This window comes from Mesorhizobium sp. M0678, from assembly GCF_040320505.1.
GTDB lineage: Bacteria > Pseudomonadota > Alphaproteobacteria > Rhizobiales > Rhizobiaceae > Mesorhizobium.
Genome location: NZ_JAMYPT010000003.1, coordinates 243,410 through 265,098, shown reverse-complemented (window position 1 = coordinate 265,098; position 21,689 = coordinate 243,410). Strand labels below are relative to the sequence as shown.

Here is a 21,689-nt window from a genome sequence, read left to right as displayed (position 1 = left end):
TTTGAAATCCGCGGTCAGAACAACAATGCGCATTTGCCTGAGTCTCGATCCATCGCGGCTACTTCGGTGGCACCTCTGGCTGGCAGAAGCGCTTGCTGAAGTGCCCGGCAACGAGGTCTCCTGCGCTTTGGCGGCCGGTCGCCGCCCGCTGCCGTTGACCTGCCGTCTGCTGCTCGAACTCGAACGACTGGTCTATGGCTTTCGCGGGAACGGCGCCACTGACTCCGTCGAGGCGGCGCTGCGGTCCCTGCCGCCGCCTCCGTCCGACCAAGTGGACGTGGTGATCGATTTGAGCGGAGAGGAGACGCGCCCGGCGGGGCTGCGGGTGCTGACGCCGCTCTTCAACGGCGTACCCGGCGAGATCGGCGTCATGGCGGCCGTGGCGAATGATCAGGACCTTCTCGTCGACCTGCACGACACGGCGCGCCCGTTGCGGCCGTGGATGGCCCGTCCGGCCAGTGTAGACCGTGGAGTGTTCTCAGCGAGTCTAGACAGCGTCCTCTCCTGCGCTGTGCTGCTGATCCTCAAAGCCTTGCGCGAGGAAACCGGTTCAGCTGCGTCCGGTGTCCCCGGTTCACGGACGGCCGTGCCTTCACTTGGCGCATCCTCGGCCCTTGCAAGGGCGACCGGCACGGTGGCATCGAAAGCGATCAGGTTTTTGGACGTCCTGGCAAGAGGCGGCAGGATGTGGGGGGTTGGCTGGCGCTTCGATGAATCGGCGAGCCTGCTCGACAAAGGCGAAGCAACCTTCTCGGTGCTCACCGGAAGCACCGACAGCTACCTTGCCGACCCGTTCCCGTTCCGGCGCCAGGGGCAGGATTTCATTTTTGTCGAACAGTACCTCTACTCGAAGAACCGGGGGTGCATTGCGGTCGTGGCAGCGGACCGGGACGGGACCGTCGGCGCACCCCAGATCGTCTTGGAGGAACCGCATCACCTCTCATACCCGTTCGTGTTCGAGCAGGACGGGCAGATCTGGATGATCCCCGAATCGGGGACGGCCAGGAATGTTAGCCTCTACAGGGCAGTGGAATTCCCTTACCGGTGGACGCGGGAGGCCTGCCTCATCGAGGGGATCGAGGGCTACGATACCACGCCTCTCTGCCATGAGGGCGGCTTTTGGTTTTTCGTCAGCCCAAGGCGGTGGAGCTCCACGTCTTGGGATGTCCTCAGCCTCTACCGTGCCGAGAGCCTGACCGGGTCTTGGACGCCCCATGCCGCCAACCCGGTCCTGATCGATGCCAGGCTCAGCCGCCCCGCAGGCGCCGTCATCCGACACGGCGGACGCACGCTACGCCCGGTCCAAGACTGCGCGCGCGGCTATGGCAGCGCGGTGACGTTCTGCCAGATCGATGCGCTCGGGGCGTCGGAGTTTGCCCAGACCCCGGTCGGTCGCATTTGGTCCGGAGCGTTGGGGTGTCACACCTACAACCGCCGGTCTGGCTTGGAGGTGATCGACCTGTTCGGGCATATCCGGGGTTTGCGAGAGGTCACGACCTCCTATCGTTTGCTGGTACCCGACGCGCCGGTCTCGGGACCGCGTGGGGTCTCGGGACCGCGTGGGCAGTCCCTCTCTTGGGCGGTCTCGTCCGGGTCAGCCACCCGTAGCCAGGTGGTCGAGCGCAAGGTACCCCGCCTGAGAAGGGCCGGGCGCGCCCGACCCTTCTCGGGCACAGAATAAGCTCGGAAATCACGGCCGAGTGAAGGAGCGAGCCCACCTGCACATTGCAGCTTCTGGCCAGTGGCAATGTCAGCGTTGTCTGGACGTTCATTTCTTCGCGCCGACGATCTTCGCTGCCTTCCGCACGGTTCGCTCAGTAGAAAATTGTCGCTTGTGAGCTAGTGCCGGCCGCGGGTCGATGGATGTCCTCGCTGGCGTTGAAGGTGGCCCCAGAGGTCTAAACGGGTTTGGCAATGCTGCCAACACAGCTGCTGAAGATGATCGGTGCCGCTGCCGCACTATCCGCGCAGGTAGTATGGGCTGGAAAATACCTGAAGGGATACCCCAAAAGAGCTAATCATCTATTGTCTTTTCCTAACCATCCATCGTCCTTCCATTTCAGATCTGCATCAGTAATGCTCGCATAACTAAGATTCATAACTAAGATTAGGGGGAGGCTGCAAGCGTACCGATCTTCTTTCATCTCATCTTCATTTTATTATGGCCGGGAGTCCGCATATGGTTGGATCAAGCGCATCCGTGGATGTGGCGGTCATTGGAGCTGGCCCTCACGGCTTGTCGCTAGCCGCGCATTTGCTTGCGCGTGATGCGGAGCACCGGACGTATCACCCGGCCCATCATCTCGCCCGATACCTATCGGCAGTCCTGGCGCGCTTTCAGCCCGCCCCCTGGGTCCCATCGTACGACCTCAAAGCGCTGCCATGAACGCCCGTCTTTCCAGCATTGTCGCCCCCATCGGTGCCGCATCGCCGCCTGACCCGATCAATTTCGCGCTGCGGCGATCGTTGAGTCTGCCCCGAGTCAGCTTCGTCGTCCCGACGCTCAATGAAGCCAAGAACCTCCCTTGGCTTCTGCCGCGCATCCCCAACTGGGCGCATGAGATCATTATCGTGGATGGTCGTTCGACCGACGACACGGTCGCGGTCGCGCGCCGCCTGCGTGAGGACGTGAAGGTTGTCATGGAGCCCCGCCGGGGCAAGGGCGCTGCACTGCAAGCGGGATTCCTGGCCGCCACAGGCGACATCATCGTCATGCTGGACGCCGACGGCTCCATGGTCCCGGAGGAGGCGATCGTGTTTGTCAGTGCGCTGATGGCCGGCGCGGATCTCGTTAAGGGTTCACGATTTATCCAGGGCGCCGGCACCGGTGACATGTCGCTGTTCCGGATGTTCGGCAACACGGGCCTGACCCTGTTCGTGCGGCTGCTCTATGGCGGTTGGTTCTCCGATCTATGCTACGGATACATAGCCTTCTGGACCAAGCACGTCGCCACGCTGAACTGCGATTGCGACGGGTTCGAGATCGAGACCCTCATCAACGTGCGAGCTTTGAAGAACCACCTCAATATCGTCGAGGTGGCAAGTTTCGAGGCTCGGCGCATCAGCGGTGTGAGCCACCTGCGCCCCATCCCGGACGGCTGGCGCGTCCTCAAAACCATCCTGCGCGAGAGGCTGCACCAACAGCACAGGCGGAGCGCCACAGCCTGTGATGACGGTGGACAACCCCGATGCGAATCCTGATGGTTGCCGCTCGCTGCTACCCCTTCATGGGCGGCATCGAAACTCACATCCAGGAGGTCGGCCCTCGCTTGGCTGCGCGTGGCCACGCGGTTGACGTGCTCACTACCGATCCTTCGGGGGAGCTGCCGGTTGAGGAGGCGGTGCCCGGCATGCGCGTGCAGCGCGTGCCGGCCTGGCCGAGGGAGCTGGACCTCTACGTGGCGCCCCGCATTTATACCGCCATCCGGCGCGGGGTTTGGGATCTGATCCATTTCCAAGGTTACAACAGCTTCGTGGCGCCGATCGGGCTGCTGGCGGCCGTCCGCGGGGACCTTCCGTTCATCCTGACCTTCCACAGCGGCGGGCATTCCTCCCGGCTGCGCAACGCCATGCGCGGCACGCAGCACGCGCTGCTCCGGCCGCTAGTGGCCCGGGCCGCGCGGCTGATTGGCGTCTCCGAATTCGAAGCCAGCTTCTTCAGCGCGAGGATGGGCGTGCCGCGGGAACGGTTTGTGGTCATCCCGAACGGTGCCGCGATGCCGGTTGCGAGCCCCGGCGTCAAGGTCGATCCGCACCTGATCGTCTCGGGCGGCAGGTTGGAGCGTTACAAGGGCCATCACCGGGCGATTGCGGCCTTGCCCGAACTGATCCGCCGGGTACCGGATGCCCGACTGCACATCGTCGGAAGAGGCCCGTACGAGGGAGAATTACGACGCCTCGTCGCGACGCTCGGCCTCGAAAAGCGGGTCACCATTGCGGGAATCCCCGGATCCGAGCGGCAGAAAATGGCAGACCTCCTGGCGAGCGCCGCGCTCTTCATACTGTTCAGCGAATACGAAGCCCATCCGGTCGCCGTGATGGAAGCCCTTTCACTTCGCCGTCCGGTCCTCGTCAGCGACACGTCCGGTCTGCGGGAGCTGGCCACCAATGGCCTGTGCCGGGCGATCCCGTGCAACGCCGGTCCGGGAGAGCTGGCCGCCGCGATGGCCGAGGAACTCGAGTCCCGTCGGGAGGTCCCGGATTTGGCGCTGCCCGACTGGGATGCTTGCGCGCACGCGCTTAGCGACGTCTATTATGATGTCCTCGGCAACCGATCCACTGTCCCCTTGCCCCCCGGTGGTCTGACATCCTGGTCTCCTGCGAGGAGAGTATGATGCTGATGTTGCCAGCTCATTTCACCGCAGGAACCAGGATCAACCCGCTCCAGGTCGGGATCCGATTCGTCTTGGCCGTTGTCGGTCCCGACCTTCGCGACGGCAGCGCCGATGCCCCATCGCAACGCGCCAGTTCCGGATGGATCGCGGCTCTATGCCTAACGATCGCCGCGGCTCTACTCCTGGTCGTGGCCGGGCACGCAGCCGGGCGCCGGGACTATGACGTGGCGGCGCCGCTCTTCTGGTCCGGTGTCGTTCTCCTGGTCGCTCCGATCAGCCTTCGCATCGCCTGGCCGACAACAGCCAGGGGTGAGCGCCTGGTGCTCCTGTTCCTGCTTGCCGAAGCCCTGTTCTACTGCAAGGTAGTCTATTCCCCGACAAGCTTCAGCGGTTACGACGAGGTTTTGCACTGGATCGCGGCCGAGGATCTCATCACGGCCCGGCGGCTGTTCCTGTCCAACCCGCTTTTTCCTATCGGGTCAAGCTACCCCGGCCTGGAAATCCTGACGACCGCGATCGTCGATTTGACGGGACTGCCCTTGTTTGTGGCGGGAGCGCTCTTGTTGGTCATCCTTAAGGGCACGTTCATCGGTGCACTGTTTCTGTTCCTTGAAAGCATCGCCGGATCGCCGCGTATCTCGGCCGTCGCCTGTCTGGCCTATATGGGTTGCTCAACCTTCTTCCTGTTCGACTCGATGTTCTCTTACGAGAGCCTCGGCATGGTGCTGTGCCTGCTGACTTTCGCGGTTGAAGCAGCGTCCAAGGATCTCGTCGGGCAACCGAGGCTGAAGTCGCTCGGGTTGATTGCATTGCTGTTGGCAAGCCTCGCGGTCACGCATCACCTCTCGGCCGCCTTCGCCGCCATCTATTTCGGAGCGCTAGCGGCCCTCGAGGCTTTGCGCCGGCAAGACTCCCTTCGGATCAAGACCAGCATTGCCGTGGGTCTCGCCGCCATCCTCGCCATAGCCCTGCCGATCCTGTGGGTGCAGGCCCGTGACGTCCCTCTCACAGGCTATCTCGGTCCGGTGATCGAGTCCGGCTTCGACACATTGCTCGGGAAGATCCGAGGCGCGCCCACCCCGCCGTCGGAGCACCTCGGAGCGCCGGACAAGGCCCTCTACATGCGGCTCACCACTTTGCTGGCGCTCCTGCTGGTGGCGCTCGGACTGGCAACGGGATTCTTTCGGTCGCTGGCCCTGGCAGCGCCGAGCGGTGCGCGATCCGGTTGGCGTCCCATCCACGGCATTCTCAAACGCCGCTGGCGCGACAGCCGCCTCGTGCTGCTCAGCTTGCTGGCCTTCGGCCTCCCAGTCTCGGTGGCCTTCCGACTGACCGTCGCCGGCTGGGAAATCGGCAACCGCATGGGAACGTTCGTGTTCATCGGCGTTGGACTGGTCGTCGCGGTGAGCATCGTCCACTTCTGGCAGGGTCGCGCGCCACGCGGGTGGCGCCGCATCGCGCCTGCCGTTGCCTTGGTGATCATGGTCCTAGGCGGCGTGACGAGTTCTTCGATTAATCCGATCCATGGGCGCTACAGGGTGGGTGCAGATCAGGAATCGATCGAGCCGATGGGGATCGAAACGGCACTCTGGGCCAGGGAATGGCTCGGTGCCGGCAACCGGTTCACCACCGACCGTATCAACCGTCTTCTGCTTGCGGGTTACGGCCGGCAGGACGTCAGAGTCACCATCGTCAAAGGGATCGATCCCGCGCGCATATTCGATGCCGAGACATTGGGGCCCGACGAGTTTTGGGCGTTGGCGCGAAGCGACATCGATTTCCTGCTCATTGACCTTCGCCTGACCACGGCTCCGCCGGTGCTCGGCTTTTACTTTCAGCCGTGGCAAGCCCAGCAGGGAACTCCGCTCTCGGGCGCAGCGCTGCTCAAGTTCAATGACGTCAAGGGCGTCACCCGCATCTACGACAACGGCTGGATCGTCATCTACGATGTGAGAGGATTGCATGAGAATTGGTAGCAAGTGGGACCTTCTGGCCGCGTGCCTGTGGGCGGGGGCCGCAGTGGCTGCCGTTTCGGTTAGCGACAGCTTGCTCCTGCGTACTGCCCTGGGCGCGCCCATGGTGTTTTTCGTCTCGGGCCACGTGGTGCTGCGGGCCATGGGTGTCAGGACCACCTCCGCCTTGCAACACCTGGTCTACGCGGTCGGAGCAAGCCTCGCCGCCGGCATTGCCGGGGGCTTTGCCCTGAACGCCGCAGGCTTCCTTACACCGCTCGGGTGGGCGCTGTGGTTCTGGGCCGTGACGGCCGCCGCGGCGCTGCTGGCGGCCGGGCGCCGCGACACTCCCGATCTGCCAGCCTGGCCGGCACCAGCGCGGATCCGGTTCTGGCAGGGGGCCGCGCTCATGCTAGCGCTGCTTGTGGCGACCGGAGCCTACGCGGTTGCTGTCCGGGACGAAGCGGCCTACCGGGAATTCAAATACACCGCGTTCTGGTTGTTGCCGTCGGCCAGTGGCGAGTCCGGCCAGATCACCGTCGGCATCAGGAGCGCCGAGACCCAACCTCAGCGATTCGACCTGGAAATCACCCTTGATGGGCAGCCGTTCGCCATCTTCCGATCGCTCACCATCGCGCCGGGCGACACCTGGACACGGAAAATCCCGGTGCCCGTCTTGGGAACTCGCCAGACGGCCGAGGCGCGGCTCTATCGACCGGAAGACAACCGGCTCTATCGCAGCGTTTCGACGATGGTGCCGCGCATCTAGAACGAGGCTGGACCATGCGCATCCTGCTGCTATCACAGTTCTATCCTCCGGTGATCGGGGGAGAGGAGCGGCACGTCCGCAATCTCGGCGCGGCGCTGGCGCAGCGGGGCCATCATGTCAGCGTCGGGACTTTGATGCATCCTGGATCGCCTGAAACCGAGCTGGACGGCGCGGTCCGCGTGCATCGCCTGCAGGGAACGCTCCAGCGCCTGTCGGGCCTTCACACCGATCCCGAGCGGCGCCATGCACCGCCCTTTCCAGATCCCGAATTGGTGCTTGCCCTGAGGCGGCTGGTCGCTCGGGAGGAGCCGGACATAGTCCACGCCCATAACTGGATCTACGCGTCCTTCCTGCTGCTCAAAGGTTGGAGTAGGGCGCGCCTCGTGGTTACGCTCCACGATTACGGCCTTGTCTGCGCCAAGAAGAACTTCATGCATTTGGGCGCCCGTCTCTGCAGTGGCCCAGCGCCGGCCAAGTGCCTGCCCTGCGCCGCAGGACATTACGGGGCGGTGAAGGCAGCCGCGACCACTTTGGGCAACTGGGCGTCGAGTTTTGCCGCTCGGCGCGCGGTGGACCGTTTCATCGCGGTGAGCCACGCGGTGGCGCGCCACACCGGACTGACCGAAGGCCGCGCCCCCTACGAGATCATCCCCAACTTTGTGCCCGATGATGTTGCGATGCTTGGCCCGGAACATCCCTGTCTGCGTGAGCTACCCCGGGATGAATTCATCCTGTTCGTCGGTGATATGATGCGCCTCAAGGGCATTGACGTTCTCCTGCAAGCCTATGCCGGCCTGGAACGGGCGCCGCAGCTGGTCCTGATCGGGCGCCGGGTCGCCGATACGCCAACAGAGTTTCCGCCGAGCGTTCGCGTCTTCAATGCATGGCCGCATTCCGCCATCATGCATGCGTGGCGGCGCTCACTGTTCGGGGTGCTGCCGTCGGTCGGGCCCGAAGCCTGCGCGACGGTCATCATGGAAGCGATGGCTTCCGGCAAGGCGGTCGTCGCAACCGGCGTGGGCGGCATGCCGGATCTCGTCGATCATGGCGAAACCGGGCTTCTCGTGCCGCCCGGTGATGCGCACGTCCTTGCCCACGCAATGCAGACCCTTCTGCAGGACCGCGCCTTGCTCGCTCGCCTGGAGGCGACAAGCCTCGCCCGAGTCGGGCGCCTCAAGGCAGGAGCGGTCGTGACTCGGATCGAGCAGGTCTACCGGGACGTCGTGTGCCCAGCCGCTAGCAGGTCAGCGGTACCGGCGCAGCAAGGTTCGGGGGAGCCATCATGCCAATAGGTCTCGTGGGGACAGCCATTATTCGCGTCCGGCGAGAGCTTCAAAAGAGCGCCGCGCTCGTTCTGAATTCCGGCGCTGTGGCGATCGGAACGATTGCAACGGCCGGTCTTGGGTTTGTCTATTGGTGGCTCGCGGCCCGGCTGTTTCCGCCGGAGGTGATCGGCAAGGCCTCCGCCCTCCTGTCCGTGATGGCGCTCGTCGGCCTGCTGGGCGAAGCCGGGCTCGGGACCCTGCTGATGGGTGAAATCGTACGGCACCCCGGCAAGGGGCGCGGCCTCGTGGCCGCTGCAGCATCCGTCGGGGTGGCGCTGGCGGTCGGCCTGGCCTTGTTGTTTGTCTTCGGGGAGGCGTACCTCAACAGCTCGACCGGGCCGATCGGCGGCTGGTTCGAGGGTGTTACGTTCGTCCTCGGCTGCTGCCTGACCGTACTCTGCGCGATGGTCGATCTGGCGCTCGTCGGCAACCTGCGCAGCACCGGCAGGATGATCCGGCAGGTGCTGTTCTCCACGTTCAAGCTGATGCTGATCGCCGTCGCCGCTGCCGCTGGCTACACCTCCAATGCCGCGCTTCTTCTGAGCTGGGTGGCCAGCCTGGTGGCGTCCTGTATCGGCGTCGATCTCTTGACCCGGGGCGGTGCGCGTCGCCTCATTGGGCCTCCCGATTTCCAGCTGCTCCATACGCTCCGAAGCAAGGTCTTCGACCACTACGCGCTCGATGTCGCCTCGCAGGCACCAGTCGTCATCATGCCCTACCTTGTGCTGGTTCTCCTGTCGCCGATCACAAATGCCGCCCTCATGCCGTTGTGGATGCTGGTCTTCACGGCCTCGTTGATTCCAGCAGCCATGGCCACGATCCTGTTCCCTGTGATCAGAACAAGCCCGAAACAATCCAGACACGACATCCTTGTGTCGCTGTCGGCGTCATTGCTCTTCTCGCTGGCCTGTGCCGTCTTCGTCTTTACCTATTCGCAGGAGATCCTTGCGGTCTTCAATCCGGTCTATCCTGAGATCGCCGGTTCGAGCCTACACTTCCTCGGCTTCAGCCTGTTGGGATCAACGCTCAAATTTCATGCCTGTACGCTGGCGCGGTTGGGCGACAGGATGCGCAAGGCATCTCGCTGGTTCGCGCTTGGCGGATTGCTGGAGCTGTGCTTCGTGGTCGCGGGGGCGAAGCTTGATGGACTTCAAGGCCTGGTCCTAGGCTGGACGCTCGCGGTCAGCATCGAGGGTGCATGTGCCGCCCTGATTTTGGCCTTCGCGATGAAACTGGATTCTGCGGCCGGCCCCGCGCACGACCGACCGACCGCGTCGCCGCTCCAGACTTGAGGAGACACCGATTATGGCGCTGGATTGTCGACTGCAATTGGATGGCCGGTGGGCCATCGCGATCGGACTCGTCGGCGTCGAGCACTTCGGCTGGCCGTGGGTCAAAACGCACTTCCGCATCGGGGCGGGAGCGCTGCGGGTCCAACTGTTCTTCATTTTGAGTGGCTTCTTCAGACTGGAGCAGCCTGCGGGCGAAGTCATCCGCAAGTTCTTCCCTATAATTCGATCGGCGACCCGGACAAGGCACGCTACCTTTTGGGATTTCAAGCAGAACATTCTCTAGCAGCAGGACTGGCTAAACCTTTGTTACATAGGCACACCCAATGACGACGGCGAATATTGCTCTGCAAATTTTCACCGATATGGACGCGGTGGAAGCTCAATGGAGAACATTAGAGCAGCATGCGGATTGTACCGTATTCCAATTGTTTGATTGGCAGATGGAATGGTATCACCACATCGGCTCCAAAGAGAGACTGATCCCGGTGATCGTGCTGGGTCTCGACGATACCGGCGTGGCGGTTTTTATTCTACCATTGGCGATCGAACGCCATAGTCTGATCCGCCGGCTGGTCTGGTTTGGATCGGAATTGTGCGATTATAATTCGCCCATTCTGGCGATAAATTTTAGCGATCACGTGAAACCTGGGCGATTCGGCCGCCTGTGGAAAGACATAATGCGGGCGATTCAAGACTATCCTCGACTTCGTTTCGACACTGTTGAATTTTACAATATGCCCAGTGTTGTCGGCTCTCAACCTAATCCCTTTCTCGAGTTGCCGGTCTTGCTGGCTAATTGCGCCGGACATGTCGCAACCCTCCCGGAAGCGAACTGGAATCGGTTTTATGCGTCAAAGTTTTCGAATTCGACGCTGCATACCCACCGGCGCAAGGCCAAAAACCTCGCCAAGCAAGGTGGCGGCGCGATTCGCTTTGTAGACGTGCAAGATCAGGCCGAGATCGAGTGCACCATTGCAAAGCTGATCGAACAAAAACGGAGCAGCTATGCCCGAATGGGTGTTCATGATATGTTCGAACGTCCGGGTTTTCGCGAATTTTATTTGGCGATTGTCGCCAATCCTCGGTTGCGCGAGGTCATCCATGTCACGCGGCTGGATGTGGATGGGATTCCGGTGGCGACGGGTCTGGGTCTCCGGTTCAATTCCAGTTATTCACTGGTGATGTCGAGTTATCTGGAGGAGTTTGCCAAATACAGTCCCGGGCGTCAGCATATTCAGCAAATGATGCAATATGCCATTGGCCGGAAGATTCAGAAATTCGATTTCACGATCGGCGACGAGCCTTATAAGCTTTCGTGGTCCGATATCAATTTGCTTCTGTTTTTCCATTTTGATAGCAGAACTTTGCTCGGTCGTATTGTCGTTGCGGTGCGAATGGCGATTCATTACATACATACATGGTATGCCAAAACGCCGTTAGTAAAGCCGCCGCTGCGGCAGGTCTTTCGCAAGACAAGACGATCCTTGCATCGCATGTTTCTCTGACTGGACGATCGTGAGTTTGAACTTGGTGTGGGATACATCATAGCGCTTCGCGAAAAAAGTATGGTATAATTTAAGTTATCTGCGGGAGACGATGATGTATAGTGCAGATATTGGGATTGTAGGAGGCGGTCTGGGGCGGCTCTATCGCCGCCGCGACGCTCGGGCGAGCCGGATTTCGATCGTCCTGATCGACGTGCATCATCCCTGTGCGGAGGATTTTTGCTGCGAGAAAATTGAGGAGAAGCACTTCAAGTTGCTTCGCGAGACTGGCGGGTCGATGGAGGGGATTGCGTCAAAGCTGTTTACCGAACTGTGGATTGCGCGGTTTGGTCGCGTGATAAACAAGCGCGCTAGTTTGGTTTTGCAGCAAAAGACGGAGTCTTGAATTTTCTTCGACACCGTTTGGTGCCGTCATGATCGTGCTGTCAATGAAGTGGTGAGCGGAGGAGCGGGAATTGAATAATATTGATGTAGCGGTCCTCGGGGGTGGTACCGCCGGCTCGTTAGCCGCTGCGATGCTTGGCCGGATGGAGATTTCGACCATCCTTGTTGATATCCATCAAGTCTATCCAGTGGAGTTTCGCTGCGAAAAACTCGATGACGATCAAGTCGACTTGCTCAAAAAAACCGGGCTGGCGGATGCCGTATTGGCGGCTGCGACACCGATGACTGAGATATCGGTGGCCCGTCACGGTTATGTCATCGGTAAAAAGCATGGGAAACACGGCGAGCCTTGCGAATATGGGATGGCTTATCAGGATTTGGTAAATGTTATTCGCCGCCAGATTCCAGATAGTGTCCAATTCATCTGCGCTAAAGTGACCAAAATAACGACGAGCTCCGACCGGCAGAAAGTTACCCTGTCAAATGGTGACACATGGTCGACCCGATTGATTGTGGTGGCGACCGGCTTAAACAATGTCGTCCGGGGTGCGATCACTCGATCCGAGATCAGTAAATGCCACTCGATCAGTGTTGGTTTTGATCTCACCTCTAAAGCTGGTTTCAAATTTCAAGCTTTAACGTATTTTGCGGAAAAGCCAGGGCCCATGGGTTATGTGAGCATGTTTCCGATTGGTTCAAGAATGCGCGCCAATGTGTTCGTCTACCATGGTGATATACGCCATCCGTGGTGTCAGGAAGTGCGCACATCGCCGTTATCTGCATTGTATGCGGTAATGCCCCGATTGAAGCGTCTCCTTGGTGATGCTGTCGTGTCAAGCGATATTCAGATTCGACCCGTTGATCTTTACGCCGCGCAGAATCACGAACAGCAACCCGGTCTGGTATTGGTTGGTGACAGTTTTGCTACCAGCGATCCGGCGGCGGGTACCGGTCTCAATAAAGTGCTAACCGACGTTGATCGGTTACGCCATCATATTCCGACATGGTTAGCCACACCCGGAATGGGGGTCGAGAAAATCCGGACATACTACAATGACCCCGTCAAAGTTGCCTGTGATGAATGGTCGCTTGCTGAAGCATCTTACAACCGATCACTGGCGTCCGATACAACGCTTTTATGGCGTATTCGTCGGATGGGCAGGATTGGTCTCGACATGATGGGAATCTCGATCCCACAACTTCGCTTGGCGGCAAGCGCAGTTCGTTGGGGAGCAGGCTGAACTTGGCGGTATCGACAGCGTTGTTGGCAGCAACGAGCTCATTAACGCCCCATGGCCGAACAGCACAGCCTGCTTTCGAGGCCAATCCCCGTAAACGCGCGTGACAGCTCACGGTAGCTATATTCCTTCAGGTGGAATCCACATGCAACTTTGTCAAAGTATACCGAATGTCGTGAGGACCCGTGACCGCGTGTGTAGTGATGCAATAGTAGGCACCGCCAGGTACAAGAACACGGTATAGCTGCGAAAGCTGCCTTACTGCGTCGTCGGGGTGGAGGTGCTCCATCAACCGACCACTAAACACAAAATCAAGACTATTATCGGCGAAATGTAGATGGATACCATCGATCTTGACAAATCGAAAATTGACAGGCTTCTCCCAGGTGGCGGTAACGCGTCAGTTACGTCGATTGCATCTGATGAGCAATTATTGCACATGCTAAGGCTAAGCTTACAATAACCGGCCCCCAATTCGCCGAAACGCGCGCCTTTCTGGACAAAAAAGCTTGCTGTACACTTTAGCATGGAGGCTGAGCCGAGCGTCTTGATCTGAATTCAGCAGCTGAGTAGCCAGAGCCTTCTCGATTTGATAGTGCGCAAATTTCGCTCGGGCGTACGCGCGTCGTGACAAAATTCCGAGATCTTTGACCAATCCCCCTTGATTGGCACCTGCATCCCGTTCGATGTCATCTCACTGCAACTTTGTCAGTGATCCGAACTCCTGAGCGGAGGCCGACATGCAAGCGGAGGCGGACATGCTCGATCATGAATCGGTTCAAGCTGTCGGCGACGGCGAGTGGTCGGTTCGCGCTTCCCACTTCGTGCCGACGAGTTCATCCACGCAGACCAGCAATGCAGACCAATGTCCTTGCCGGGCGTCAATTCGGACCGATCCTCTCCTCCCTCACCACGCGGGCAGGCTCGACATCGTTGGGATTGCACGCTGCCGGCAAGCTCTCGCAGCTCGGCGACACGGTTGGGACCGACGAACCGGCCGGCTCTCTTGGCTCGCTTTCGCCTATGATGATGTTGACGAGGTCGCCTGGCTTTAACAGGGTCATCCCAACGGTCTCGATGCTGACCGGCCCGGCAACCGATTGCCGCACGATTTGATAAGTTGCGCTGTTTGCGTCCTTCGCAAACTGGGCGCGGGTCACCGGCATCGTGTACAGGACGCCTTCGCTGGCGTTCAACTCGCGCTGATTGGCCGCGATCTGACTCTCCATGGTCTCGATCTCGACCTCCAGATCGATCCTGAGGTCGGCCCTGGTCCGCAACACCTCAGACTCCAGCGAAGCGAGGCGCTGCTTGGCGGCCGCGTACTGGTTGAGGGCGTCCTGCCGGCGCTGTTCCGCGTCGGACAATTCGCCCTGGACTTGATCCATCACGGTCATGCTGACAACTTTGCGGTCCACGAGCGCGCGCATGCTGTTGACGCGCTCCTGGCGCAGCTTGATGAGTTCGTTGAGCGACTCCATGCGCCCATACGCGACAACGTCCTGCTTGGCCGCGTCCAGCGCACGCAGGGTCGCGCGCTCACGATCCTTGCGGGCCGTGGCGACGGCCTTGCGCCGGTCGCTCTGCTCGTTGACGAGTTTGGCAGCTTCGGTCGCGCCGGCCAGCTCCAGCAACTGGCGCGGGATTGTGGGTCTCGTACCGTCGCGCTCGGCCTTCAGCACGGCCGCGCGCGCGAGCAACTTCAACATGGCGTCGATTGCCCCGCTCCGCTTCTGGATCTCGCGTACGGCTTCGATCTTCTGCCACGGCTCGCCCTCGGCCCGGTCCAGTCCGCCTGCTAGCGCGATCGCGTGCAGGACGGTCATGCCGGCCGCGTACTTGAACGAGCCTGGATTCTTGACCGGCCCCAGCACGTAGATGGGCGGGCGTTCCAGCGGCAGGACGTTGACCAGTCCCTCGCGGCCCAGCAGTTGATTGAAGGTTTCCACCAGGTCGGCCTGTACCTGTTGCGTAGACCTGTTGGCGACCGGAATGGAGCCAAGCAAGGGCACGGAAATCGTGCCGTCCTCTTGGATAATATATTCGCCGCTCAGTTCCGGACGCTGCAGGATGCCGCGCAAGGCCGAGGGCGCGCGCCCCCACTTGTCTTCCTCGACCTCGACGCGCTCGTAGAACGCGACCTTGAGGCGATCGCCGACGCCAAACAGGTATCCGGTGGGCACGCTTGGTGCCTTGCTGCGGGTTTTGGGGAGTTCGGCATTGGTTTCGACACTCCGTTCGACTGACGCCACGCCCGCCGCATTCGGTCCTGACGCGATCGCACGGGAAGGTTCGGCCATGGCTTGAACCGGTTGTTCTTGCCAGCCATTGATGACAGCAGATACCTTCTGCATCACGGCTCCCGCGGCTCCGGAGACATCCTCGGCCTTCTGCATCACGGCTCCGGAAACATCGTCGGCCGTCTCCATCATGGCCCCGGAGACATCCTCGACCCTCTGCACAACGGTTGCGGAGACTTCCTCGACCTTCTGCGCCACGGCTGCGGAGGCAGCCTCGACCTTCTGCGCCACGGCTGCGGAGGCCGCCTCGACGTTTTGTATCACGGCTGCGGAGGCATCTTCGACCTTCTGTCTCACGGGCTGCATCACGGGTCGGGAGACTTCCTTGACCTGTGCCACGGCTCTGGAAACAATCTCTAGTGCCCCTAAGTTTTTGGCCGCGGCCCCGCCCAAGGCGGCGACCCCGGAGAGCCCGAAGACAAGCAGGATGGCCTTCAATCCCCTGCGCTGGGCCGCCTGTGACGAGGGAGCGACGGGCTCGCAATTGAATTCTGTATTAACGGCCATGGCGTGTGGCTTTCTCTTTCGATGGTGGCCATCCCGCCCGCCCGATGCGTCCGATCCGGTCGAGCAAGGCTCGACCGGATCGTGACCCTTCACCGCCGGCAGCACAACTGTCCCTTTGTGGGCACTCCATTCGGATAAAGGAGAATCTGGGGCAAACTCGTCCAACCGGATTGCTGCGCTCCAGGAGAGCTTCCTCGATGGTGACAGGACAAACGCGATCGAACGAAACGGAGGGCCGGAAACTTGGTTTGCCGACGTGCGTCTCTGTGGCTCCGACATGCATTGGCAGGATAGCTGGGCCGTTTCCCACTATGTTGTCCGGGCCCAGAAGAACGACGCGACCAAGCCGTCAGTCTTGGCAATCCTATCGGGTAATCATAGCGAAACTGGCCGCATCGCGTTTCTTTCGTCGGCTCTCACGTCTGGCTAGAATTCCGGCCCCGACAAAGCAAGATCCCTTGCAGCGTTACCCTAAATCGGCCGCGGCACGCATTGCCTCAGCTGCTGAAGCTCGGCGTGTGCGGCGTGTGCTCAGATCAGCGTGCCCGCGTCAGTGTCGGCTTCACCCGGCCCTGCGCGACATCCCCGAGTGGTCGACTGCCGCGGGGCGGCTCGCCTGAGCCCGCCGCTCGCCGCATAAACCGCGACGCTCTCCCGCCAGATCGGGGGCACCACCACGCCCACCGGAAAACAAGCCCTGGCAATCCTCACGGCCGCGCAGTCCTTTGCTACGATGGCCGCCTCCCTGAGCTGCTGAAACCAAGAGCTCGTGCCCTTGACCAAAAGCCCCAGGTTGAAGAATTCGGATACGCCTCGATGATGCTGCCCTACGCCTAAAGATGGTATTTGGGTGTAAGGGTTTCCGAGCGTAACATTAAGAACAAAAGAAACTGTGCGGCTGGCGCTTTGGAGCATCCCAATCGACATGTGTATCCCAATCGCGCCGAGCGAGAATGCGATGATGACAAGAAAATCTTTCATAACGGTGCTTGTCGAGCCGAGCGAGTTGCTTCGAGAAGCGCTTAGTCGAACCCTGAATGCGGCAAATTTTCGTATTCTTTTCTCCGCGGCGACTGTTCACGATCTTCTGCAGAAGCCGCTACCCCAGCACCGTTCCATCTTGCTCATCATAGATGTCGGCGATACTGATGCGGATGCTGAGTTCGCACAAATTGCAGACTTTAAGGCGATCTACCCGACCAGCCATGTCGTTGCGCTAGCCGATCACTGTCGAACGACCAATATAATCTCAGCTTTTCGTGCCGGGGCTAACGGGTATCTGACAAAGGTCGCTGCTTACGACACGTTCATTAAAGCTCTCGAATTGGTTACGCTAGGGCAAATCGTGTTGCCTACGGAAACTTCGATGGTAATTGAAGATATCAGACAAGGGTTGAGAAATGATGCTGTAGCTGCTGAGTTACCGAGCGCTGCAGTTAAAGTGGAGATTGAAGGTGAAGAACTAGTGATTTTGTCAAATCGGGAGAAGTCCATTCTGCGTCGCTTGATCGGAGGGGAATCCAACAAAGTCATCGCGCGCGAGATTAATATCGCCGAGGCTACAGTGAAGGTACACGTCAAGGCCATCCTTCGAAAGGTTCGGGTTCGCAACCGAACACAGGCCGCAGTTTGGGCAATGAACCATGGTATGCTTACTCCAGCGTCTGGCGACGGCCCGACGGGGAACGACACGATAGAACCTCAGTCAGCTCACCATCCGCATGACCTGCCTGAAGCACAAAACGGATACCTCTTTCTCGATGATGATCATCCAATATGACCTGCGATAGATCTTCGTTTGGGCTGGCGCATCCCTGTGCCAAACTTCGTTGCCGATCAACAAGGCATAGGGCTCAAATCGTTCCCGGGCTGGGCGAAGGAGCGCGGTGGAGACCGCACGCATCATGTGGACGGCGCCGATGTGACCACGACCCGGCCCTTTGTATTGGCGGCGGTCGTCTCAGATCCGGTTTCCTTACGCGTTGTCGCCTGTACTCAATAGCGTCGATTGCCGAATTAGATCGCCTCAAACGGCTCGAACTCACTGCGTGATTTGATAACAAATTGCAAAGCTCACGGATTTTATTGCCATTTTGAATCTGAGGAATTCATCAAAATGGGCCAAGCGAAGACTGTTTCTGGATTGTCATTCAGCGAAGTCCGGATCGGAACGGTTGAAGGCGGAGAATCCGGGGTGCTGGTGTGGAAACGCGACCAATTGGTGGCGGTCCTTACCCAAATCGACGAGGAAGCATATTCCACGAAAGGCAAATGGTTCCTCGAAACGGGATTCGGGCTGCTGAGCGGGCAGCACAAGAATTTCGATACGATCGAGGAGGCCATAGGATGGGTAGGAAGACACACCTTCCCCGAGCCTGCTTAGACAGCCGATTAGCCGCCGATTCCGCCCTTCGACTTTCACAATACATGTTTGATAGGGCGAATAGCCGAACATGGCCACAGGATTCACCCAAGGTGGGCAGTGTTATACTTGGGCTCACTCTTCAGGCAGAGTTCCTTCTGAGAGAAGATCGTTGACCTTGCAGGCGACTTCCGTGCGGTTGGTCGCCTTTAGCTTCTTCATGATATTGCGGATGTGGACCTTCACCGTGCTTTCGCGCAAATTCAGTTCGTAGGCGATGATCTTGTTCGCCTTGCCGCGCCGGAGCGCTAGCGCAACCTCGGCCTGCCTAAGCGTGAAAATGCCCGCCAAAGGCTGCGTGTCGCGGCGGCCCGACTCTATCAGGTGCCGCATAGCAAGGACACTGCTCGCCGGCACGAAGATGCCTCCCGCTGCCGCGAGGTTGATTGCCTCGACACAGACATCGATTCCAACAGAGGTCGGAATGTAGCCGCGTGCACCGCATTCGAGAGCGGTCAGTATCTGGGCAAGGTCTTCTGTCTCGGCCAGGACGACCACAGGGACCGATTTGAACTCGGATGAAATGTGCCTGATCTCGTCAGCGAGGCCATAATCTGTAACCTTCCGACTGCCAAGGTTGAAGAGTATGGCTGCAAGGGGAGGGGCAGAGCTCTTTCCGACGCGCCATTCCTCGACGGAACGCCACGCGGTGACATCCATACCGAGTTCGTGGTCCACGAGAGCCGATGCGAGACACTCGCGGTCTAGTGCCCTTCCGTCCAGAATGAGGAGGCATTCCCTGCCTGTCTGCCCGCGGACGGTTTCCGTTCCACCGGACGGGACTCCGGATCGATTTGCCGAAGTGTAATTGTGCAGTCCTGCTGTGGAGCCCATATCAATACCCGCTCTTCCACACAAGCCGCCTTGCGCCGGCCGATATGGTTTCCGCATTCTCTGGCATTGAAAAACTTGGTATTGCGCCTTGTGAAACGTCGAGGCTCGATTACTCCATTTGCGTCCTGTTTAGTTCCCGACCCAGCAGACACCCAACTTGGGTAAGTGTAGGGTTTATTTATAAGCAGTCTCTAACATAGGTTGCTTTTTTCATAATTTTCAGGGAACCGGCGCCAAGCCGGACCAAAAGGGCTGCAATCCGCCTGAAGACGCATGCACAGGACCACTTGGCCATCTCACCTAGCAGGCAGCCGAATGTTGATCGGCTGGTACCTTCGGCGATTCCCGCGGTAGACCAGAACTCCTGAAGGTGCCGTTGACATGGTTAGCGCACCGCGCTGATAGCCATGGCTCAACAATTTAGCTTGAGCCCCACCCGTGGATCTGCCGCAGTAAAAGGGGCTCCGCGCATATTTCAGCTACACACCGGCCTCGGTGCGACAGGCCGAGTTGCCGCCCGTCATGATAATCTCTTCAAGAGAGATAGCCGCTACCTGAGATACTCGCTGTCGAATCCGGCTGTTTCGACCAGCTTCTTGCGATTGATCACCTCTACATGGCCTGACTTGAAAGAGACGAGATCGGCCTTGCGGAGCTCCCTTAACGTTCGGTTGACGTGAACCGTGGTCATGCCGAGTATGTCGGCCAGTTCATGCTGGGCAAGAGGACACTCATACCTTCCATGCGCCGACAGCCCAACCCTGGAGAGCCTCACCTCCAACTCTAGCAGGAAGTGGGCGGTACGCCTCATCGCGTTCCGCCGCCCGGTATTCATGAGATGTTCGGCAAGGATGGCGTTCAGGCGCGCCAGAGAGCAGGCGATCTTCTTCCCGATTCGGCCTTCCGACAGGATGGCCTCGACCAGTTCCTTACTGGAAATTTCATAAACAGCTAGTTCGGTTATGGACGCCAGCGACGCAAGACGGGGTCCGTCCAAGCCACGGAAACCGACGACATCCCCCTTGAGGGGAGTGTCTATGATCTGCCGCTCTCCGTCCGGCAGTGCCTGATAAAGTATGCCCCAGCCCGATTTTACAATGAATATCTCACTGTTGTCGTCCTCCTGCCGGCATATCACCGAATGGGGTTTATAGATTTTTGCGGTAACACCGAGAAAATCGTTGTTCCCCCACTCGTCCTTCGACAACGTTCCCCCTATGGGATGCGAGCACATGAACTCCAATAGTGTCTGCATGAAGAATCGCGAACTTGCTTCTGGTTCCACACGACTTGCAATAGTTTCTCCCGAACAAATCGACAGAACGACCTCTTACCCTAGGGGCGGGGTTGCATACTGTCCTCGTCTGTTTGAATGAGGTAAACTGCAATTAATTTAAGGGGTTCAGCGGCGGTGAACTCTCCCGTGCAGCCGGACAACAGGCTCCGAAACGCTAATCACATTGCGGTCGCAACACTATGGCTTGGCTATGGAACGCAAAAGCTGACCCGCGATGCGGATGGCAATTACAGGTCAAGCAAAACGTCGCCTTGCGGGCGGCTGCAGCACGCCAGGACGTAGCCTGCCGATTTGGCTTCCGATGTCAGCCCGCCTAAGTCATGAACCGCGATCTTGGTTTCCTGCATGAGGCAAGCCGACAGATAGAAGCGATCGGCTGCCGCGAGTGTCAATGAAAATAAATATGAGCAAAAGCTAATAAAAAGTGCCATCCTTCGCCGGCCAATAAATACGATTTATCAATGAGGAAAGATTCTTATGATTTGACAAGCGGCAGACCCGCCGATGATCTTACGCGCTCTCGACGTGTCGTTGAAACGCGCATCCGTTGGAAGCCATGGCTCGCCCGATCACTTTACCGATCTACGAGGATTTGCGAATGGTCGATGCGGGCAGATTGCGCAGACTCGTCAGGATGGGTGCCTATGAAGGGCATACAGGAGGGCTTGCGCGCGGCAAGCTCCAGGCCAACGTCGTGATTGTGCCGCGCAGCTTTGCCGCCGATTTCTATCGGTTTTGTGTCCGCAATCCGAAACCCTGCCCTTTGGTCGGTGTGAGCCGTGCGGGCAGCCCATTTCTGCCTGCGCTGGGCGATATCGATATCCGGACCGATGCACCACAGTACAGCATCTATCACTTCGGCGAGATGATCCGCCAGACCACAGACATCATCGACCTGTGGCAAGATGACTTTGCGGCCTTCGCGCTCGGCAGTTCGCTCACCGTCGAGGCCGCACTTGTCGAACGAGGCGTGAAACTCCGGCGTATCGGCCGTGGAAAAACCGCCCCCAAGTTCCGCACCAAGATCGAGACGTCCCAAGTCGGACCGTTCGGTGGCGAAATGGTCGTCTCCATGCGTCCGATACGGCATAGCGAAGTCGACAAGGTTCGCGTGCTCACCGCGCGCTTTCCGCATGCGCACGGGTCTCCCATCCATGTCGGAGAGCCCACGACGGTCGGCATCCGAAATTTGATGGCTCCCGACTGGGGTGATGCCGTCGAAGTCTTGGACGGGGAGATCCCTGTATTCTGGGCGAGCAGCCTGACCGCCCAAGACGCTCTTGCTCGTGCCGAACTCGCGATCTCCATCACAGTCTCGCCGGGCCATATGCTGATCACCGACGTGGATGCACGAGCGCTGTCTTGGCCTAATTTCGAACTTGGCGCGAGCTTGCAATGATCGTGCTCAAGTCGGAGCTTGCCTGATCCAACGGCTCCGAATCACTTCGACTGCAGGGCGGACGCGAGGATAGGCACCCTTTGCCGCCGTTCGGTTTTCTGAGAGCATGACTCGGGTACGCGCAATCCGGG

Annotated in this window: 18 protein-coding genes and 1 pseudogene; 14 read left to right on the top strand and 5 right to left on the bottom strand. The window is 59.5% G+C overall.

Features of this window, described 5'->3' with window-relative positions; translation table 11 throughout:
• The first annotated feature begins 1 nt into the window (after window position 1).
• From NKI29_RS07800 to NKI29_RS07750, 11 genes are all read left to right on the top strand, one after another.
• The gene (locus tag NKI29_RS07800; protein ID WP_352569945.1) at window positions 2–1,681 is read left to right on the top strand and encodes a glucosamine inositolphosphorylceramide transferase family protein; all 1,680 of its coding nucleotides are present in this window, start codon (window positions 2–4) and stop codon (window positions 1,679–1,681) included.
• A gap of 701 nt (window positions 1,682–2,382) precedes the next feature.
• The gene (locus NKI29_RS07795; RefSeq protein ID WP_352569944.1) at window positions 2,383–3,201 is read left to right on the top strand and encodes a glycosyltransferase family 2 protein; all 819 of its coding nucleotides are present in this window, start codon (window positions 2,383–2,385) and stop codon (window positions 3,199–3,201) included.
• The gene (locus NKI29_RS07790; RefSeq protein WP_352454206.1) at window positions 3,189–4,334 is read left to right on the top strand and encodes a glycosyltransferase family 4 protein; all 1,146 of its coding nucleotides are present in this window, start codon (window positions 3,189–3,191) and stop codon (window positions 4,332–4,334) included. Before NKI29_RS07795 ends, NKI29_RS07790 begins: the two co-directional genes overlap by 13 nt.
• 5 nt (window positions 4,335–4,339) lie before the next feature.
• Window positions 4,340–6,310 (top strand): putative glycosyltransferase family protein, encoded by a 1,971-nt coding sequence (locus NKI29_RS07785; protein WP_352795777.1) that lies wholly within the window; start codon window positions 4,340–4,342, stop codon window positions 6,308–6,310.
• Window positions 6,311–6,410: 100 nt separating this feature from the next.
• The gene (locus NKI29_RS07780) at window positions 6,411–7,055 is read left to right on the top strand and encodes a hypothetical protein (RefSeq protein WP_352569942.1); all 645 of its coding nucleotides are present in this window, start codon (window positions 6,411–6,413) and stop codon (window positions 7,053–7,055) included.
• A gap of 14 nt (window positions 7,056–7,069) precedes the next feature.
• Entirely contained in the window at window positions 7,070–8,347 is a 1,278-nt protein-coding gene (locus tag NKI29_RS07775) for a glycosyltransferase family 4 protein (RefSeq protein WP_352569941.1), read from the top strand.
• On the top strand, window positions 8,338–9,672 hold the full coding sequence (locus NKI29_RS07770; protein ID WP_352569940.1) for a lipopolysaccharide biosynthesis protein: 1,335 nt from the start codon (window positions 8,338–8,340) through the stop codon (window positions 9,670–9,672). The genes NKI29_RS07775 and NKI29_RS07770 overlap by 10 nt, the downstream gene beginning before the upstream one ends.
• Before the next feature lie 13 nt (window positions 9,673–9,685).
• Window positions 9,686–9,955, top strand: a complete 270-nt coding sequence (locus NKI29_RS07765) for a hypothetical protein (protein WP_352569939.1) — start codon at window positions 9,686–9,688, stop codon at window positions 9,953–9,955.
• Between the two features lie 40 nt (window positions 9,956–9,995).
• Window positions 9,996–11,177 carry a GNAT family N-acetyltransferase gene (locus NKI29_RS07760; RefSeq protein ID WP_352569938.1) on the top strand — a complete coding sequence of 394 codons (1,182 nt, stop codon included), beginning with the start codon at window positions 9,996–9,998 and terminating at the stop codon, window positions 11,175–11,177.
• A 91-nt stretch (window positions 11,178–11,268) separates the two neighbouring features.
• On the top strand, window positions 11,269–11,562 hold the full coding sequence (locus NKI29_RS07755; RefSeq protein WP_352795776.1) for a hypothetical protein: 294 nt from the start codon (window positions 11,269–11,271) through the stop codon (window positions 11,560–11,562).
• Between the two features lie 70 nt (window positions 11,563–11,632).
• Complete coding sequence (locus NKI29_RS07750) at window positions 11,633–12,802, top strand: FAD-dependent oxidoreductase (protein WP_352569936.1); 1,170 nt, start codon at window positions 11,633–11,635, stop codon at window positions 12,800–12,802.
• Window positions 12,803–12,929: 127 nt separating this feature from the next.
• Here NKI29_RS07750 and NKI29_RS07745 read toward each other — a convergent pair.
• The 3 genes and pseudogenes from NKI29_RS07745 to NKI29_RS07735 form a co-directional block, all read right to left on the bottom strand.
• Window positions 12,930–13,166 (bottom strand): annotated as a pseudogene (locus tag NKI29_RS07745) (class I SAM-dependent methyltransferase); the annotation flags it as partial.
• A 514-nt stretch (window positions 13,167–13,680) separates the two neighbouring features.
• The gene (locus NKI29_RS07740) at window positions 13,681–15,606 is read right to left on the bottom strand and encodes a polysaccharide biosynthesis/export family protein (protein ID WP_352795775.1); all 1,926 of its coding nucleotides are present in this window, start codon (window positions 15,604–15,606) and stop codon (window positions 13,681–13,683) included.
• 531 nt (window positions 15,607–16,137) lie between these two features.
• Window positions 16,138–16,587: a hypothetical protein gene (locus NKI29_RS07735; RefSeq protein WP_352569934.1), complete on the bottom strand. Its 450-nt coding sequence runs from the start codon at window positions 16,585–16,587 to the stop codon at window positions 16,138–16,140.
• Between NKI29_RS07735 and NKI29_RS07730 the strand changes: the two genes are divergently transcribed.
• Both NKI29_RS07730 and NKI29_RS07725 read left to right on the top strand, forming a co-directional pair.
• Window positions 16,565–17,386 carry a LuxR C-terminal-related transcriptional regulator gene (locus NKI29_RS07730; RefSeq protein WP_352569932.1) on the top strand — a complete coding sequence of 274 codons (822 nt, stop codon included), beginning with the start codon at window positions 16,565–16,567 and terminating at the stop codon, window positions 17,384–17,386. The two genes, NKI29_RS07735 and NKI29_RS07730, sit on opposite strands and share 23 nt — an antisense overlap.
• 336 nt (window positions 17,387–17,722) lie before the next feature.
• Complete coding sequence (locus tag NKI29_RS07725; protein WP_352454217.1) at window positions 17,723–17,989, top strand: hypothetical protein; 267 nt, start codon at window positions 17,723–17,725, stop codon at window positions 17,987–17,989.
• 114 nt (window positions 17,990–18,103) lie between these two features.
• Here NKI29_RS07725 and NKI29_RS07720 read toward each other — a convergent pair whose 3' ends face one another.
• Window positions 18,104–18,862, bottom strand: coding sequence for a LuxR C-terminal-related transcriptional regulator (locus tag NKI29_RS07720; RefSeq protein ID WP_352454218.1), 759 nt, complete (start codon window positions 18,860–18,862; stop codon window positions 18,104–18,106).
• Between the two features lie 550 nt (window positions 18,863–19,412).
• A complete protein-coding gene (locus NKI29_RS07715) occupies window positions 19,413–20,069 on the bottom strand; it encodes a Crp/Fnr family transcriptional regulator (RefSeq protein WP_352454219.1) in 657 nt (218 codons plus the stop codon).
• Between the two features lie 688 nt (window positions 20,070–20,757).
• Here NKI29_RS07715 and NKI29_RS07710 point away from each other — a divergent pair.
• The gene (locus NKI29_RS07710) at window positions 20,758–21,558 is read left to right on the top strand and encodes a D-glutamate cyclase family protein (RefSeq protein WP_352795773.1); all 801 of its coding nucleotides are present in this window, start codon (window positions 20,758–20,760) and stop codon (window positions 21,556–21,558) included.
• Window positions 21,559–21,689 lie beyond the last annotated feature (131 nt).